The organism is Veillonella sp. (assembly GCF_041333735.1).
GTDB lineage: Bacteria > Bacillota > Negativicutes > Veillonellales > Veillonellaceae > Veillonella.
Genome location: NZ_JBGKFB010000001.1, coordinates 1,880,447 through 1,897,085, shown reverse-complemented (window position 1 = coordinate 1,897,085; position 16,639 = coordinate 1,880,447). Strand labels below are relative to the sequence as shown.

General features: G+C 37.5%; 15 protein-coding genes. 14 read left to right on the top strand and 1 reads right to left on the bottom strand.

Features of this window, described 5'->3' with window-relative positions; all coding sequences use genetic code 11:
- Positions 1 to 19 precede the first annotated feature (19 nt).
- From sufC to ACDF53_RS08740, 6 genes are read left to right on the top strand one after another with little or no spacing between them, the layout of a single operon-like run.
- On the top strand, positions 20 to 763 hold the full coding sequence (gene sufC, locus ACDF53_RS08765; protein ID WP_039969146.1) for a Fe-S cluster assembly ATPase SufC: 744 nt from the start codon (positions 20 to 22) through the stop codon (positions 761 to 763).
- 8 nt (positions 764 to 771) lie between these two features.
- Positions 772 to 2,181, top strand: a complete 1,410-nt coding sequence (sufB, locus tag ACDF53_RS08760; protein WP_105089273.1) for a Fe-S cluster assembly protein SufB — start codon at positions 772 to 774, stop codon at positions 2,179 to 2,181.
- Positions 2,182 to 2,190: 9 nt separating this feature from the next.
- Complete coding sequence (locus ACDF53_RS08755; protein ID WP_295825601.1) at positions 2,191 to 3,237, top strand: SufD family Fe-S cluster assembly protein; 1,047 nt, start codon at positions 2,191 to 2,193, stop codon at positions 3,235 to 3,237.
- 12 nt (positions 3,238 to 3,249) lie between these two features.
- Positions 3,250 to 4,479 carry a SufS family cysteine desulfurase gene (locus ACDF53_RS08750; RefSeq protein WP_295781761.1) on the top strand — a complete coding sequence of 410 codons (1,230 nt, stop codon included), beginning with the start codon at positions 3,250 to 3,252 and terminating at the stop codon, positions 4,477 to 4,479.
- A 14-nt stretch (positions 4,480 to 4,493) separates the two neighbouring features.
- A complete protein-coding gene (gene sufU / locus ACDF53_RS08745) occupies positions 4,494 to 4,919 on the top strand; it encodes a Fe-S cluster assembly sulfur transfer protein SufU (RefSeq protein ID WP_024066921.1) in 426 nt (141 codons plus the stop codon).
- Between the two features lies 1 nt (position 4,920).
- Positions 4,921 to 5,604: an HAD hydrolase-like protein gene (locus ACDF53_RS08740; RefSeq protein WP_119208029.1), complete on the top strand. Its 684-nt coding sequence runs from the start codon at positions 4,921 to 4,923 to the stop codon at positions 5,602 to 5,604.
- A 105-nt stretch (positions 5,605 to 5,709) separates the two neighbouring features.
- Here ACDF53_RS08740 and ACDF53_RS08735 read toward each other — a convergent pair whose 3' ends face one another.
- A complete protein-coding gene (locus ACDF53_RS08735) occupies positions 5,710 to 6,216 on the bottom strand; it encodes an S-adenosylmethionine decarboxylase family protein (RefSeq protein WP_005386379.1) in 507 nt (168 codons plus the stop codon).
- A gap of 214 nt (positions 6,217 to 6,430) precedes the next feature.
- On the opposite strand from ACDF53_RS08735, the gene ACDF53_RS08730 reads away from it, so the two are divergent.
- The 8 genes from ACDF53_RS08730 (at position 6,431) to gltX (ending at position 16,548) form a co-directional block, all read left to right on the top strand.
- A complete protein-coding gene (locus ACDF53_RS08730) occupies positions 6,431 to 6,910 on the top strand; it encodes a CtsR family transcriptional regulator (protein WP_105093853.1) in 480 nt (159 codons plus the stop codon).
- A 48-nt stretch (positions 6,911 to 6,958) separates the two neighbouring features.
- Positions 6,959 to 7,456, top strand: coding sequence for a UvrB/UvrC motif-containing protein (locus tag ACDF53_RS08725; protein WP_370816057.1), 498 nt, complete (start codon positions 6,959 to 6,961; stop codon positions 7,454 to 7,456).
- A 12-nt stretch (positions 7,457 to 7,468) separates the two neighbouring features.
- Positions 7,469 to 8,530, top strand: a complete 1,062-nt coding sequence (locus tag ACDF53_RS08720) for a protein arginine kinase (RefSeq protein WP_370816056.1) — start codon at positions 7,469 to 7,471, stop codon at positions 8,528 to 8,530.
- 229 nt (positions 8,531 to 8,759) lie between these two features.
- Positions 8,760 to 11,207, top strand: a complete 2,448-nt coding sequence (locus tag ACDF53_RS08715) for an ATP-dependent Clp protease ATP-binding subunit (RefSeq protein WP_370816054.1) — start codon at positions 8,760 to 8,762, stop codon at positions 11,205 to 11,207.
- Between the two features lie 169 nt (positions 11,208 to 11,376).
- On the top strand, positions 11,377 to 12,750 hold the full coding sequence (gene radA, locus ACDF53_RS08710; RefSeq protein WP_370816052.1) for a DNA repair protein RadA: 1,374 nt from the start codon (positions 11,377 to 11,379) through the stop codon (positions 12,748 to 12,750).
- A gap of 15 nt (positions 12,751 to 12,765) precedes the next feature.
- Positions 12,766 to 13,917, top strand: a complete 1,152-nt coding sequence (locus ACDF53_RS08705; protein ID WP_298697337.1) for a PIN/TRAM domain-containing protein — start codon at positions 12,766 to 12,768, stop codon at positions 13,915 to 13,917.
- The gene (ispD, locus tag ACDF53_RS08700) at positions 13,901 to 15,076 is read left to right on the top strand and encodes a 2-C-methyl-D-erythritol 4-phosphate cytidylyltransferase (RefSeq protein WP_370816051.1); all 1,176 of its coding nucleotides are present in this window, start codon (positions 13,901 to 13,903) and stop codon (positions 15,074 to 15,076) included. The genes ACDF53_RS08705 and ispD overlap by 17 nt, the downstream gene beginning before the upstream one ends.
- Before the next feature lie 2 nt (positions 15,077 to 15,078).
- Positions 15,079 to 16,548, top strand: coding sequence for a glutamate--tRNA ligase (gltX, locus tag ACDF53_RS08695; RefSeq protein ID WP_295216793.1), 1,470 nt, complete (start codon positions 15,079 to 15,081; stop codon positions 16,546 to 16,548).
- Positions 16,549 to 16,639: the final 91 nt, after the last annotated feature.

Genomic DNA, 16,639 nt, shown 5'->3' with positions numbered 1-16,639 from the left:
ATAAAAAGGAGTGAATATTTTGGCTGAATTACTTCAGATAAAAGATTTAAAGGTATCCGTTGAAGATAAACAAATCTTGAAAGGTATCAACTTAACAATTAATAAAGGTGAAATTCACGTTGTAATGGGCACAAATGGTGCAGGTAAGTCTACACTTGCTAATGCTATCATGGGTAACTCTACATATACTGTAGACAGCGGCTCCATTATTTTTGATGGTAAAGATATTACAGAAGATGCAGTAAACGATCGTGCAAAAGCTGGTATTTTCATGTCCTTCCAAAACCCAATTTCTATTCCTGGTATCACTGTAGAAAACTTCATTCGTACAGCGAAATCTACAATTACTGGTGAAAATGTACGTGCCTTATCCTTCAAAAAAGAATTGAAAGAAAAAATGGATGAATTATCCTTTGATTTGTCCTATGCACAACGTTATGTAAATGAAGGTTTCTCCGGTGGTGAACGCAAGAAAAATGAAATTCTTCAAATGTCCATTTTGAATCCTAAATTGGCTATTCTTGATGAAACTGACTCCGGTCTTGACGTAGACGCGGTTCGTATCGTATCCGAAGGCGTACAACGTTTCCACAACGAAGACAATGCGGTATTGATCATCACTCACCACAACCAAATCTTGCAAAAATTAAAACCTGACTATGTTCATGTATTGATCAACGGTAAGATCGTTAAAACTGGTGATGCTTCTCTTGTACGTGAAATCGAAGAAAAAGGTTACGACGCATACAAAGCATTAGCATAGGAGGCACAATGGAAGAAAGAAAGAAAACCCAAGTCGCGGATATGGACCGTGGTGTCTATGATATTAAGAATGACTTTGAATATTCTTATATTTCTGATGCCGGTTTAACAGAAGATATTATCCGTGAAATTTGGTCTAATAAAAATGAACCTGAATGGATGCTTGACTTCCGTTTGAAATCTTTAGAAATCTACAATCGTATGGGTATTCCAAACTGGATTCCTGATATTTCTGGCTTAGATATGGCTAACATCCATACTTATGTTAAGCCTAAAGTAGATATGAAAGAAAACTGGGACGAAGTTCCAGAAGAAATTAAAAGCACGTTTGACCGCTTAGGTATTCCAGAAGCGGAAAAAACATCTCTTGCTGGTGTTGGTGCGCAATATGACTCTGAAGTTGTTTACCACAGTATTCAAGAAGATCTTGTTAAACAAGGTGTTATCTATACTGATATTGAAACAGCATTACATGAGCATGAAGAAATCGTAAAAAAATACTGGATGACATTGATTCCACCTACAGACCATAAATGGGCTGCTCTTCATGGTGCAGTTTGGTCTGGCGGTTCCTTCGTATACGTTCCAGCAGGCGTACAAGTAGAAATTCCATTGCAATCTTATTTCCGCTTGAATGCACCAGGTGCTGGTCAGTTCGAACATACTATGATCATTGTAGAAGAAGGTGCTAAATTGCACTTTATCGAAGGTTGTTCTGCTCCTAAGTATGACGTATCTAACCTTCATGCAGGCGCTGTTGAATTGTTTGTTAAAGACAATGCTACATTGCGTTACTCTACAATTGAAAACTGGTCCAAAAACATGTACAACCTTAATACAAAACGTTGTGTAGTAGGTAAAAACGGTACAATTGAATGGGTATCTGGTTCCTTTGGTTCCAAAGTTTCTTGCTTGTATCCAATGAGTATTCTTAACGGTGAAGGTGCACATGCTGAATTTACAGGTGTAACATTCGCTGGTGAAGGTCAATTCCTTGATACAGGCTGTAAAGTGGTACATAATGCACCATATACAACAAGTAATGTTAACTCTAAATCCATCTCTAAATCCGGTGGCGCTGCAATTTACCGTGGCCTTTTGAAAATTGGTCCTAAAGCTGAACATTCCAAAGCAACAGTTTCTTGTGAATCCTTGATGCTTGATGCTGAGTCTCAATCTGATACAATCCCAGCAATTATCGTAGAAAATGATAATGTGGATTTAGGTCATGAAGCAAAAATCGGTCGTATTTCCGATGAAGCAATTTTCTACCTCATGACTCGTGGTATCAGTGAAGAAGAAGCTCGTGCTATGCTTGTTCGTGGTTTCGTAGAGCCAATCTCTAAAGAATTGCCACTTGAATATGCAGTAGAAATGAACAATCTAATCAATCTTGAATTAGAAGGCTCTATCGGTTAAGGAGGAATTATGAGCGAATTACTATTTAATGAACTCCCTAGACCGACATTCAGATGGTTACGCGTTAATCATACTGTAAGCTCTCTAGCTGGAGAAGATGCAGCGGTACAATCCATCGCTGTAGAAGCGAATCAAAATATTCTTTCACCATTACCTACTGGTACAGCATTACTAGATGGTAATTATGAAGGTGCCAATAAAGAAGCTGTTCTAGAATTAGTGGAAAAAGCGGAAGGCTATGCTATCAATGTACCTGCTAAAGCAAAAGAGGTAGTAGGTATCCGCATTGATGCTAATGCTCGTGTGGCGAACCGTTTCCAATTTATCGTTGGTGAAGGTGCTGAATTAGAAGTGCAATTCTATGTAACTGGTTCTGGCGATACATTGACAAATGTTAGCTATTTAAACGAATACGATGTTAAAGAAGCTGGTAAAGTTGTAGTGAAAAAGGTAAATCTTTTACCTGAACATGTACAACATATCGAGCATCGATACACTAAATTAGAAGATAAAGCAGATGTAGAATACATCAATATTGAAATTGGTGGTAGTGAAAACATCTTGAATTACTATCACGATTTAGTAGGTCAAGAATCTCGTATGATTCATGACATTGCTTATCTTGGTAATAAAGAGCAAAAATTTGATATTTCTATGGTTATGAGTCATGGTGGTAAAAAGTCCTACAGTGATATTCATACCTTAGGTGCTCTTAGCGGTAATTCTAAAAAATCCTTCCGTGGTACTCTTGATTTCCTTCATGGTGCAACTGCAGCTGAAGGCGCGGAAGAAGATACTTGCTTGTTGTTAGACCCTACTGTAAAATCTATTTCTTTGCCACTATTATTGTGTAAAGAAGATAATGTAGTTGGTAACCATGCAGCAAGTGCAGGCCAAATTGATCATAATAAATTGTTCTACATCATGAGCCGTGGCTTTAGTGAAGTAGAAGCAAAACATATTATTGTTGAATCTATGATTCGACCTATTATTGATCGCATTGGTGATGAAACGATTGAAGAAGCAGCATTAGCAGCTGTACGTAATAAAATTTAAAGAGGCGTTTTTATGAGACCAATTGCAGAAGCATACAAAGACTTTCCTATATTACATAAAGAGCATAATGGGCACCGCGTTATCTATTTAGATAGCGGTGCTACTGCACAAATTCCACAGTCCGTAATTGACCGTGTTGTGGAACATATGACACAACGTAATGGTAATCCACATCGTGGTTCTCATATTTTGGCTATCGAAGCATCTGAAGACTATGAAAATGCACGGGATCGCGTAGTTGAATTTATCAATGCTCGCGAACGTGAAGAAGTCGTGTTTACACGTAATAGTACGGAATCTATGAACTTGATTGCCCATAGCTATGGTCTTCATAATGTGAAAAAAGGTGACAAGATTGTCATTACTGTTGCTGAACATCATGCTAATCTTGTAACATGGCAATATGTGGCAGAACAAACCGGGGCAACCTTAGAATACATGTACCTTGATGAACATGGTCATTTAAAAGATGGTGAAATCAATAAAATTGATGAAAATACTAAAATCGTCGCTTTTGCTCATGTTAGTAACGTGCTTGGTATGGAATTCCCAGTAAAAGAATTAACTGAAAAGGCTCACTCTGTAGGCGCTATTGTTGTTCTAGATGGTGCTCAATCTACACCTCATAAAAAAATCGACGTTCAAGCATTAGATTGCGATTTCTTCGTATTCTCTGGCCATAAAATGTGTGCATCCCAAGGTATTGGTGTACTCTATGGTAAACGTGAGCTATTAGAAGCTATGCCTCCATTCCTATTGGGTGGGGACATGATTGAATATGTAAAAGAACAAACTGCTACATTCAATGAGCTTCCATATAAATTCGAAGCTGGTACTCCAAATGCTGATGGTGCTGTTTCCTTACATGCTGCAATTGATTATTTAGAATCTTTTGGCATGGATGCTATTGAAGCCTATGAAGAGGAACTAGTAGCATATATTCTTCCTAAGATTGTTGCATTGCCACATGTTCATGTAATTGGCTCTCAAAATCCTAAGGAGAAACATGGCGTAATTGCGTTCACTGTAGATGATGTACATCCTCATGACGTAGCTACAATTTTAGATTCTAAAGGTATTTGCGTTCGTTCTGGTCACCATTGTGCACAACCACTAGGTGCATTTTACAATGTGTCTGCATCTACTCGCTTAAGTATGTACTTATATACTCGTAAGGAAGATTTAGATGCTTTCCTTGAAGTATTAAAGACAGTTCGTTCAGTAATGGGTTTTAAAGATTAGGAGATTTACCATCAATGGAAATGGATCAATTATATACGGAACTTATTTTGGAACATAACCAAGATAAGCGTAATAAACATGAATTAGCTCATTTTACAAATTCTGAGCATGGCCATAACCCAAGTTGTGGTGATGACCTAACATTGCAACTCAATGTGGAAGATGGCATTATTAAAGATGCTGCATATACAGGCTCTGGTTGTGCTATCAGCCAAGCATCTGCATCTATGATGATTGATATCATCAAGGGCAAATCCGTTGAGGAAGCTCTTCGTTTGGTAGAAATTTTCTTAGGTATGATCAAAAAAGAGATTACCGATGAAAATGAGTTAGAAGAATTAGAAGATGCTATGGCATTACAAAATATTTCTAACATGCCAGCACGTGTTAAATGTGCAGTTCTTGCATGGCATACATTGAAAGAGGCTTTAAAGAAATAATATGAAGAAAACGATATTATTTGATTTAGATGGAACTTTAACGGATTCTCAAGAAGGTATTCTTAAAAGTATTAAATTTGCATTGGAACATTTTGGCTATGATGTTCCTGATGAAGAAACATTGCAATTATTTTTAGGACCACCATTGGTAGATGCGTTCCAAGAACATTGTGGCATGACCTTTGACCAAGCGGAAGAAACGTACTTTAAATTCCGCGAACGATATGGTACAATCGGTAAATTTGAAAATCAAGTGTATCCAAATATTGTAGACTTGTTGGCTAAATGCAAAACAGAACAATATACTATTGCCGTTGCTACAGCAAAGCCGGAGCATTATGCTAAGGATATTTTAGATCACTTTGAATTAACACCTTACTTTGATGTAATTGTGGGTGCTAATTATGAAAGTGGTTTATTGCATAAGAAAGAGATTCTTGAAAAAGCTCTTAAACTTTGTGGCAATCCTTTAACTGATGAAAATGGTCGTCGTTTGGCCTTTATGGTGGGCGATCGTAAGTATGATGTAGAGGCAGCTAATGAACTTGGTTGTATTTCTATCGGTGTTACTTATGGTTATGGTACAGAAGCTGAACTAAAAGAAGCCGATGCAGAGTACATCTGTGATGATGTTGATGAAATTGCTGATGTTCTCGATCTTGAAGAAATGATGGTTCGTAGATAAGCTATTATAAATAAAATATTAACCTTAAAAAGGCTAGAGGGATTTCCTCTAGCCTTTTTGTATCTATCTAATAAAAGGACTAACCAATAAGGTTAGTCCTTTGTACTATTTTTTTAGGCCGCTTTTTTTAGCTAATGTTTTGATAACCTTAGCACTTTGTTTTTTCAATTTGCCGCCTGTTTGTTTGAGTTGAATACGTGTACGAGAAACACGACCAAGTGTAGTAATCTTTGTTTTACGACGTGGCTTCATATCGCGTTCGTTACCAAAGTCGCCACGTTGTACACTTGTTGCTTTTACCTTTTCTGCTCTGAAAGATTTACGCAACGCTTTCATAATTAATGTGAGCGGTAAGGATTGCTCAAAAGAATACAAATCAACAGCCACATAGCCTAGAGCAGGATACGTGTGCAATGTAAAGTGAAAGCCTGGTGCAACAGATAGGAGGGCGATCTCCTCGTCCATAACTTGACAACTGATTTCATCAACATCAAGGTCAGCTAAATCAAATGCGGTTGCTACACTTTCTTGTACAGCTGTAGCGGATGAGATTGCATCTTCATCGCAGGAATATAAATCAATTAAAAGTTCTTGTCCTAATGCTTCTGCCATAACAACACCTTCTTTCATAAAAATATATCTCATTTATTATACCTATAATTTAAGATTAAGTCCAATTATAGGGGGATGTATTAAAAGGTCAAATGTATAGTATAGAAATTTGACCTTTATATTGACTAAAGTCAAAAAGTCAAATATAATAGATATATGTAAAAAGCAAATAGTCAAAATATATATTAAATAAAATGTTAAAGAGGTGTTTTTTATGAGTATGATAGCTGATAAAATAGAAAAGTTTATATTGGATCGTATGCGTGAAGAACAAGAGAAATTAATTTTAAAGCGTAACGAATTAGCTGATGAGTTAGATTGTGCACCTTCGCAAATTAGTTATGTTTTAAGTACGCGATTTTCCAATGAGCGTGGGTTTGATGTGGAATCAAGACGTGGATTAGGTGGATATATTCGAATCACAAAATTAAATCCAGAAAGTTCTGATTCTCTACCAGCTGTAACAACCTATCGTATTTATGAAGGTCAAAATACAGTAGATCGTTTAATTGATATAAAAGATGTAGACCAATCATTATTTCAATTACTACAAGCAGAAAAAATTACTCGTCGTGAGGCTCAATTGATGCATAATTCTTTTGCTACATTGATTAAAAATACGGATATTGAACATCGGAATAATGCAATTCGTGAGCTATACGCAACAATGGTGGATACACTACGGAAGGAGTGATGATCAGTGATATGTGATCATTGCCATAAAAATGAAGCTACTATCCATATGACAAATATTGTAAATAATCAGAAAACGGAACAACATCTGTGCAATACTTGTGCTACAGCACTACAACAAGAGGGAAAATTATCTCCCTATAGTTCCTTTATGAATGATATGTGGGATGATAGCTTTTTTACCAATGATTTCTTTAAAAATATGGTCTATCCTGATAATTTATTAAAATCTCATCAATCTAAACGGTGTCCTCAATGTGGTATTACTTATGATGAGTTTAATCGCGTAGGCAAGTTTGGTTGTGATACATGTTATGAAACCTTTGCTAGTGAAATAAAACCGTTATTACAACGATTACAAGGTAGTTCTGAATACGAAGGAACTGTTCCTAGTCATGGTCATAATGTATTTAAAGCCAAGTATGAACTAAAGCGATTGCGTCACCAATTAGACTCAGCTATTCAAGCAGAGAACTTCGAGAATGCAGCCATTTTAAGAGATAAAATAAAAGAATTAGAAGCCATCATTGGTGGCGATAAAGAGTAGGAGGTTCTTATTATGTTAGATACTATATTAGACTCTCCTTTAAGCCCATGGCTACAACACGATACGGATGCAACCGATCATATTGTCATATCTAGTCGAATCCGATTAGCACGCAATTTTGATGGAATATTGTTTACAAATCGTAATGATAAGTCATCTTTAGAAAAGGTAAATATCATCTCTAGAGGTTTGCTTCAACCTTTAAAAGAAGTAGATGGACATCAATACTCCAATATTAATCTTGAGCAATTAAGCGAGCGTGAGCGAGCTATATTAGTGGAAAAACATTTAATGAGTCCTGCATTGGAGGAAAAACTGCCATATCGTAATTTAGTAGTATCTGACGATGCATCTATTGTAATTATGGTGAATGAAGAAGACCATTTGCGGATTCAATCTATGGTTTCAGGATTACGATTACAGGAAGCTTATGAACATGCTCAAAAAATAGATAAGGCAATTGAAGCAAAATATCCCTATGCTTTTGATGAACGGTTTGGTTATTTAACGGCTTGCCCTACTAATGTAGGCACCGGTTTGAGGGTGTCTGTAATGTTACATTTGCCAGCATTGACCATATCTGGACGAATTACACGCCTTATTCGTAGCATTATTCAATTAGGCTATTCTGTACGCGGATTATATGGGGAAGGCTCCGAAGCGTTAGGAAATATTTACCAAATTTCTAATCAACGTACTATGGGTGTCAGTGAAGAGGATACCATCGAGCAATTGACGAAGATTGTAGAAGGTATTATTGCAGAAGAGAGAAAATCTCGTCAGTCATTATTACATAATGATAAAGAAGGCTTAGAAGATGTATTGTGGCGCTCCTATGGGGTCCTACAGAATGCACGCCGTGTAAATGGTAAAGAGGCCTTAACAAATCTTAGCGATATCCAATTAGGCGTTGACTTAGAGATTTTACCTTCTTGGGGTAAGGATTCATTTAATGAGTTAGTCGCCATAACTAGACCTAATTTTCTTTCTAAATATGCAGGAAATGATGATCTAACAGATATCGAGCGTGATAGCTATCGGGCAAAGGTAATCCGGCAAAAGCTTTCACATTAATATAAATTTGGAAAACCAATTACATATAATAAATTTACACATATAACTATGTGTTGATAATAGATGGCTTTAATCGGATCTGATTAAAGCCAATATAATATAATATATTCGAGTTGACTGTAGAATTTGTTTGTTTAGTTAATAGCTATTCCAATGGTATGTCCTACCATTGTTTACATATATTTGAAGAGAAATAATTACAATTTACATAGATAGATGAGGTGATATTATGATGCAACGATTTACAGACGATGCACAGCGTGTCCTTTCCTTTGCTCAAGAAGCAGCGCTAGAACTAGGGCATGACTATGTAGGCACTGAACATGTACTCATCGGACTTACAAAGGTTAAAAATGGTGTTGCTGCTAAGGCTTTAGAAGAGCTTGGTATTGTTACAGAAGATATTTTTGAAGCTGTAGAAGAACAAGTTGGTCGCGGTAATAAAAAAGCAACATCTATATATATGACTCCTCGTGTTAAGCATGTACTTGAGTTAGCTGTTCAAGTAGCTAATCGCATGAATCATAATTACGTTGGTACTGAGCATATTCTACTCGGTTTACTCAGCGACGGCGGTGGTGTTGCAGTTGGAATTTTACGGGCTATGAATATTCGTACCGACGATATAGTAGAAGCGATTCGTCATATTCTTGGCTCTAGTACTAATGGTGATGATGGTAGACAAGAAGGAGCGAATAACAATTGCGATTTAGGTGACTTAACCGATTTTGCTACAGATTTAAATGAGTCTGCGAAACAAGGGAAAATTGATCCTGTTATTGGTCGCGATACTGAAATTCAACGAGTTATTCAAATTCTTAGCCGTAGAACTAAAAATAACCCAGTGCTCATTGGTGAACCTGGTGTAGGTAAAACAGCCATTGCCGAAGGTTTGGCTCAACGTATTGTCAATGGTAATGTGCCAGAGATTTTGCGCAATAAACGCATTATTTCTCTAAGTATTAGCTCTATGTTAGCTGGTGCAAAATACCGTGGCGAATTTGAAGAACGATTAAAAAAAGCGATTGATGAAGTTCAACAACATGAGGATATGATTATCTTCATTGATGAAATTCATACATTAGTTGGAGCTGGTGCTACTGAAGGTGCTATGGATGCAGCAAACATCTTGAAACCGGCTTTGGCACGCGGTGAATTCCAAGTTATTGGTGCTACAACCCTTGATGAATATAAAAAACATATTGAAAAAGATGCTGCCTTAGAACGTCGTTTTCAACCAGTTCAAGTAGGTGAGCCGAACGAAGAAGATGCTCTTGAAATCTTGATAGGCTTACGAGATCGTTATGAGGCTTTTCATAAGGCGAAAATTACTGATGAAGCATTAAAAGCAGCTGTTACCTTATCTAGTAGATATATTACAGATCGATTTTTGCCTGATAAGGCTATCGATGTGGTTGATGAGGCTGCATCTAAGGTCCGCATGAAAGTATTTTCTGCAGCACCAGATGTTAAGGCCTTAGAAGACCGACTCAATACAGTAAAGAAAGAAAAAGAAGCTGCTGTTACATCACAAGATTTTGAGAAGGCTGCTAAACTTCGTGACGAGGAGCAATCTCTAGTTAAAGAAATTGATGATAAAAAAACTGTAGCTAAAGAAGAAAGTGATCAAAAACTAATAGTTACAGAGGAAGATATCGCTGCCGTAGTAGCTCAGTGGACTGGTATTCCTGTAGCTAAAATCGCAGAAGAAGAATCAGAAACCTTGCTTCATTTAGAAGATGAATTACATAAACGTGTCATCGGTCAAGATGATGCTGTTACAGCTGTAGCAAAAGCTGTGCGCCGTGCAAGGGCTGGATTAAAGGATCCAAAACGTCCAATTGGTTCCTTCTTGTTCCTTGGACCAACAGGGGTTGGTAAAACTGAGCTAGCAAGAGCGCTTGCATCCTCCTTGTTCGGCGATGAATCTGCTATGATTCGACTTGATATGTCTGAATATATGGAAAAACATACTGTTTCCCGTTTAGTTGGGGCACCTCCAGGATATGTAGGCTATGAAGAGGGAGGCCAATTGACTGATGCAGTTCGACGTAAACCATATAGCGTTATTTTACTCGACGAAGTAGAAAAGGCGCATGCAGATTTCTTTAATATTCTATTACAAGTTCTAGATGATGGCCGTCTTACAGATAGTCAAGGGCGAACCGTAGACTTTAGAAATACGGTTATTATCATGACTAGTAACTTAGGCGCTAAAGCATTACATAAGAACTCTACAGAATTAGGTTTCTTAGCACCGAAAAAAGCAGAATCTCATACTAATGATTCTAAAACCATAGATTTTAAAGAGGCTAAGAAATCTGTTATGGATGCTGTAAAGCGTCATTTCAGACCAGAGTTCTTAAATCGTATTGATGAGATGATTGTGTTCCATCCATTAACTGAAGAGGACTTAACAAAAATTGTGACTATTTTGATGAGTGATGTAATAAAGCGTCTTGAAGAACGTGATTTACATTTAGAAATTACATCTGAGGCTATGAAGTTACTCGTTAAAGAAGGTTCTGATTTTACTATGGGGGCTCGGCCTTTAAAACGTGCTATTCAACGTTTAATTGAGGACCCTGTATCCGATCTTATTTTGAAAGGAGAGGCGATAGGAGGAAAAACTATTAAAGTAGATGCAAAGGATAACGATATTGTTGTAACGATTTAATATAAATACAAAAATAAATAGTTAATGACTACCTTTCATATAAATTATATGGCTTAAATGGTATACTATAGAATAATGATAGTAACCATGTAGTAAAATTATGCATAAAAGGTCATGAATGGTTATCATTCATGACCTTTTTTATCTTTTATAACAGTTTTGAGGTATTATGGCAAAAGCAAAATCAGTATTCTTCTGTCAAAATTGTGGAGCGGAGTCTTCTAAGTGGATGGGACGTTGTCCACAATGTGGCGAATGGAATACATTAGTTGAAGAGATTATTAAAGAAACTAAACATAGCCGCACGCCTTCACGAGGTGTGGGAAATCAAACAACAAAACCAACAGCTTTACCAGATATTGAAATTTCATCTATCGCTCGTGTATCTACAACCTTTGGTGAAATTGACCGTGTATTAGGTGGTGGGATTGTTCCTGGGGCTCTTATGCTCTTAGGTGGTGATCCTGGTATAGGCAAGTCTACACTACTTCTTCAAGTATCTCAAAAGGTAGCCGATACGGTAGGTACTGTTCTCTATGCATCTGGAGAAGAGTCTCAATTACAGCTTAAACTTCGGGCAGAACGACTTCACATCAATAGTGAACGACTACAAGTTATTGCCGATACAGATTTAGATCATATCTTAGAGCAAGCTGATGCAATGATACCATCCTTACTAGTTATTGACTCCATTCAAACCATGTATACTGGAGATATTGATGCTGCTCCAGGTAGTGTAAGCCAAGTGCGAGAATGTACATCTCGACTCCTTCGCTTCTGTAAAGAACGAAATATCCCAACGGTAATTATTGGACATGTTACTAAGGAAGGTAATATTGCAGGGCCCCGTATGTTAGAACATATGGTGGATGTAGTACTTTACTTTGAAGGTGAACGGTCTTACCAATTCCGTATTTTGCGCTCTATTAAGAATCGTTTTGGCTCTACATCTGAAACAGGTATCTTTGCCATGGTTGAGGAAGGGTTACAAGAGTTATCTAATCCATCAGCTTCCTTATTGGCAGAACGATCTGATGAGGAAAGCGGCAGCGCAGTTATGATTTATCTTGAAGGAGTTCGGCCTATTCTTGTAGAGGTACAAAGCCTTGTTGTTACGACTGCTTTTGGTATGCCTAGAAGAACTGCAATCGGTTATGACCTTAATCGTTTAATAGTACTTTTGGCAGTATTAGAAAAACGTTGTGGTTTTACGTTAGGTAATAAGGACGTGTACGTTAACGTTATTGGTGGTCTCAAGGTAAATGAACCGGCTTGTGACTTGTCTATGGCCGTTGCTATCGTATCTAATTTAAAAAATCGTATTGTTCCTACCGATATGGTCATTTTAGGTGAAGTAGGGCTCACTGGTAATGTTCGTAGCATTCCACGTATTGAACAGCGTATCAATGAAGCTAAGAAATTAGGCTTTAAAAAGTTTATTATCCCTGAAGGCAATTACAAACAAATCAAGGATAATGATAGTTCTATCAAGATTAGAGGCGTTAAATCTATTCAAGAGGCAATGAAGTTGGTATTTTCTTAATTAGGAGGTGATGTAATGATTTATCGGATATTGCGCTATGTAATAGCTATTCTTGTGGGCACAGCGGCCTATGTTGGAATGGATAGCTTAGCACCTATTATCGACCCATATTTGGTTTCTCACTTTGAGTCCTTTGGGGATATGTCATTAACCATTGCACGTATTTCAGTATTGATTTTTGGTACTCTATTAGGCGTTATTATTGGGTATTTAATTTCTTCATTTATTTTAAAGCAAGGCTTAGTCATTGCTAAACGTTTAGAACGCATTCTTACTCATATTCCAAATCAAGAATTGATTGCAGGCACCATCGGTTTATTATTCGGTCTTATTATTGCAAATTTAATTGGTGTTGCATTCAATCAAGTACCTATTATAGGTCCATATATTCCTATTATATTGAGTGCTATCTTTGGATATAGTGGCCTTAAAATTATGGCTCGTAAAGGCCCTGAAATGTACAATAACTATGTACAACAATGGAGTGGAGATGGCACTAAAAAAACAAGTCGTTTTAAAATGTTCTCTACTCATAAATCTGATAAAACTACGAGCACACCAAAACTACTAGATACATCTGTTATTATTGATGGACGTATTAAGGAACTATGTAATACAGGATTTATTGAAGGCCCTCTAATGGTTCCCCTCTTTGTATTGAATGAGTTACAAATTATTTCTGACTCTGCTGATGCTACAAAGAGAAATCGCGGTCGTCGTGGCCTCGATATTTTGAAAGAGATGCAAGATGCTAACAAGGTAGCCATTGAAGTGATAGAAGATGATTATGATGATCTTACAGAAGTAGATTCTAAATTAATGCGTCTTGCTTTGGATAAGCAGTGGAAGTTGATGACTAATGACTTCAACTTAAATAAGGTGGCTCGAGTGCAAGGCATTGAGGTGCTTAATCTGAATGAACTAGCCAATGTACTGAAACCGGCCCTCATTGCAGGCGAATGGATTCGCGTGCAAATTATGAAAGAAGGCAAGGAAGTACACCAAGGTGTTGCTTATCTCGATGATGGTACCATGATTGTTGTTGAAGATGGTAAACCTTATGTGGGGCAAACTGTAGAGGTAATGGTTACATCCATATTACAAACTAGTGCAGGTCGCATGATCTTTGCTCGTGTAGATGGAGGACAAAATGGACAAGGTAATTAGTTGTATTGTTCTCGCCGCTGGTGCGGGGCGCCGCATGGGGTATAAAGAAAATAAGATATTTATCCCTTTAGGACGATTCTCTATCATTCAGCGTACATTGCAAAATGTGGCAAATATTGAAGGTTTGAAAGAGATTATTCTTGTTGTAGCCGAAGGCGAACAAGAATATATGACAAAACATATTCAAGAGTTGGATTTGACTGTTCCAGTTCATATAGTGCTAGGTGGAAAAGAGCGTCAAGATTCTGTAGCATGTGGACTCAAGGCTGTATCAGAGGATACTAATATAGTTCTTGTTCATGATGGGGCGCGACCTTTAGCTTCTACTAAGCTGTTTAGTGATGTAGCTGAGGCGGCTAATATCCATGGTGCAGCTACTGTAGGTGTTCCGGCTACGGATACCATTAAACGGGTTGATACAGATCATAATGTTTTGGAAACATTACATCGTAGTGAGTTATATCAAATTCAAACGCCACAAGGCTTTCAAAAAGACTTGTTTGTAGAGGCTCATCAAGCGGCTTATGAAACAAAGTATCTTGGCACAGATGATGTATCTTTAGTAGAGTATATAGGAAAGCCTGTACATATAGTTGAAGGAGACTATTGTAATATAAAGGTAACAACACCGAATGATATTGCAGTAGCTAAACGATATTTAGGAATTGAGGATACACGTATGCGCGTTGGATTTGGTTATGATATTCATCAATTAAAAGCAGGTCGCCCTTGTATTCTTGGCGGTGTTCATATCGAATCTGAACTTGGTCCTGATGGTCATTCCGATGCGGATGTTCTCATTCATGCATTGATGGATGCCATGTTAGGTGCTGCAGGTTTACGAGATATTGGATATTATTTCCCGCCTGAAGATGACCAGTATAAAGGGATTTCTAGTATGCTTTTACTAGAAAAGGTTAATTCCTTATTGAAAGAACGTGGGTTACAAGCCTATAATATAGATATTATGGTTATTTCGGAGACACCTAAATTAAAGCCGCACATCGATATGATGAAGGCGAATTTACAATCTGTTTTAGAAATACCATTAGAACGTATTAGTATTAAAGCGACAACAAACGAAATGCTGGGTGCTATTGGGCGCCGCGAAGGCATTGCTGCACAAGCTGTCGTTTCTGTATATGAAGGAGAGGTATAATCATGAGTTCCATGAAAGTTCGTTTTGCTCCAAGCCCTACGGGTCCATTCCATATTGGTGGTGCTCGTTCTGCTTTGTTTAACTGGCTATTAGCACGTAAGGAAAAAGGCACATTTGTATTGCGTATTGAAGATACAGATTTGGCTCGTTCCACACGTGAAAGTGAAGAAAATATCAAAGCTTCCTTACAATGGCTTGGCATGAACTGGGATGAAGGTATTGATGTAGGTGGCGACAATGGCCCTTACCGTCAAACAGAACGTCTCGATTTATATAAAGAAGTAACACAACGCTTATTAGACGAAGGCAAAGCTTATGAGTGCTACTGTACACCAGAAGAATTAGATGCTGTTCGTCAAGAACAAATGGATCGTGGCGAAACACCTAAATATAATGGTCATTGCCAACACTTAGACGAAGAAACTAAGGCTAAATATATTGCAGAAGGTCGTAAACCAACAATTCGCTTACGCGTTCCTTTGAATAAAACATATGCTTTCGACGATATGGTACGTGGCCATGTATCTTTTGAGTCCAACGGTGTAGGTGACTTCGTTATCGTTAAATCCGATGGTATTCCTGTATATAACTTTGCAGTAGTAATGGACGATCATATGATGGGCATTACTCACGTTATTCGTGCAGAGGAACATTTATCTAATACACCACGTCAAATGGCTATTTATGAAGCTTTAGGTTGGGAAGTACCTAAGTTTGGCCATATTTCCTTGATTCTTGGTAAAGATTACAAGAAAATGTCCAAACGTCATGGTGCTACTTCTGTTGAACAATACAAACAATTAGGCTACTTGCCAGAAGCACTTGTAAACTTCTTAGCGCTTCTAGGTTGGGCTCCAGAAGGGGAAGAAGAGTTCTTTACACAAGATGAATTGATTCAAGCCTTCTCTATGGATCGCGTAGCTAAGAACCCTGCCGTATTCGACATTGATAAATTGAACCATATCAACTTCCATTACATGAAAAACTTGAGCGATGAAGAGTTATTCCATCTTTGCTTACCTCATTTGAAAGAGGTTGGTTTGGCTCCAGATAGCTTAAATCAAGCGGATATTGATTGGTTGACATTGTTATGCTCTACATTCCGTGATCATATTAGCTATGGTGCCCAAATTAAAGATCATGTAGGCATGTTCATGGGTGAAACAGTTTTCCTTGAAGAAGGTCACGAAGAGGAATTGCGTGCTGTATTGAATGAAGAAACAGCACCAACAGTTCTAGGAGCATTCCGTAATGCATTGGCAGAACTTGATGAAATTACACCTGACGTTGTAAAAGCAACGATTAAAGCTGTTATGAAAGAAACTGCTTTGAAAGGTAAATTCGTATTCATGCCAATCCGTGTGGCTTTAACAGGTCAAATGCATGGTCCAGATTTGAATAATATCGTTACATTACTTGGTAAAGAAAAATGCTTACATCGCTTAGACAATGTTAGCGCTTTAACAAAATAGTAATATAGGTTAATATAAAAGCTCTCATAGCTGAGGTTATGGGAGCTTTTTTATGTATATTGAGATTATTCAATAGAAATGCTATAATAAT

What these genes read in the sequence shown, in the direction of transcription:
- sufB (WP_105089273.1), top strand. Translation starts at nt 772, where the DNA reads ATGGAAGAAAGAAAGAAAACCCAAGTCGCGGATATGGACCGTGGTGTC.
- ACDF53_RS08755 (WP_295825601.1), top strand. Translation starts at nt 2,191, where the DNA reads ATGAGCGAATTACTATTTAATGAACTCCCTAGACCGACATTCAGATGG.
- ACDF53_RS08750 (WP_295781761.1), top strand. Translation starts at nt 3,250, where the DNA reads ATGAGACCAATTGCAGAAGCATACAAAGACTTTCCTATATTACATAAA.
- sufU (WP_024066921.1), top strand. Translation starts at nt 4,494, where the DNA reads ATGGAAATGGATCAATTATATACGGAACTTATTTTGGAACATAACCAA.
- ACDF53_RS08740 (WP_119208029.1), top strand. Translation starts at nt 4,921, where the DNA reads ATGAAGAAAACGATATTATTTGATTTAGATGGAACTTTAACGGATTCT.
- ACDF53_RS08735 (WP_005386379.1), bottom strand. Translation starts at nt 6,216, where the DNA reads ATGGCAGAAGCATTAGGACAAGAACTTTTAATTGATTTATATTCCTGC.
- ACDF53_RS08730 (WP_105093853.1), top strand. Translation starts at nt 6,431, where the DNA reads ATGAGTATGATAGCTGATAAAATAGAAAAGTTTATATTGGATCGTATG.
- ACDF53_RS08725 (WP_370816057.1), top strand. Translation starts at nt 6,959, where the DNA reads ATGACAAATATTGTAAATAATCAGAAAACGGAACAACATCTGTGCAAT.
- ACDF53_RS08720 (WP_370816056.1), top strand. Translation starts at nt 7,469, where the DNA reads ATGTTAGATACTATATTAGACTCTCCTTTAAGCCCATGGCTACAACAC.
- ACDF53_RS08715 (WP_370816054.1), top strand. Translation starts at nt 8,760, where the DNA reads ATGATGCAACGATTTACAGACGATGCACAGCGTGTCCTTTCCTTTGCT.
- radA (WP_370816052.1), top strand. Translation starts at nt 11,377, where the DNA reads ATGGCAAAAGCAAAATCAGTATTCTTCTGTCAAAATTGTGGAGCGGAG.
- ACDF53_RS08705 (WP_298697337.1), top strand. Translation starts at nt 12,766, where the DNA reads ATGATTTATCGGATATTGCGCTATGTAATAGCTATTCTTGTGGGCACA.
- ispD (WP_370816051.1), top strand. Translation starts at nt 13,901, where the DNA reads ATGGACAAGGTAATTAGTTGTATTGTTCTCGCCGCTGGTGCGGGGCGC.
- gltX (WP_295216793.1), top strand. Translation starts at nt 15,079, where the DNA reads ATGAGTTCCATGAAAGTTCGTTTTGCTCCAAGCCCTACGGGTCCATTC.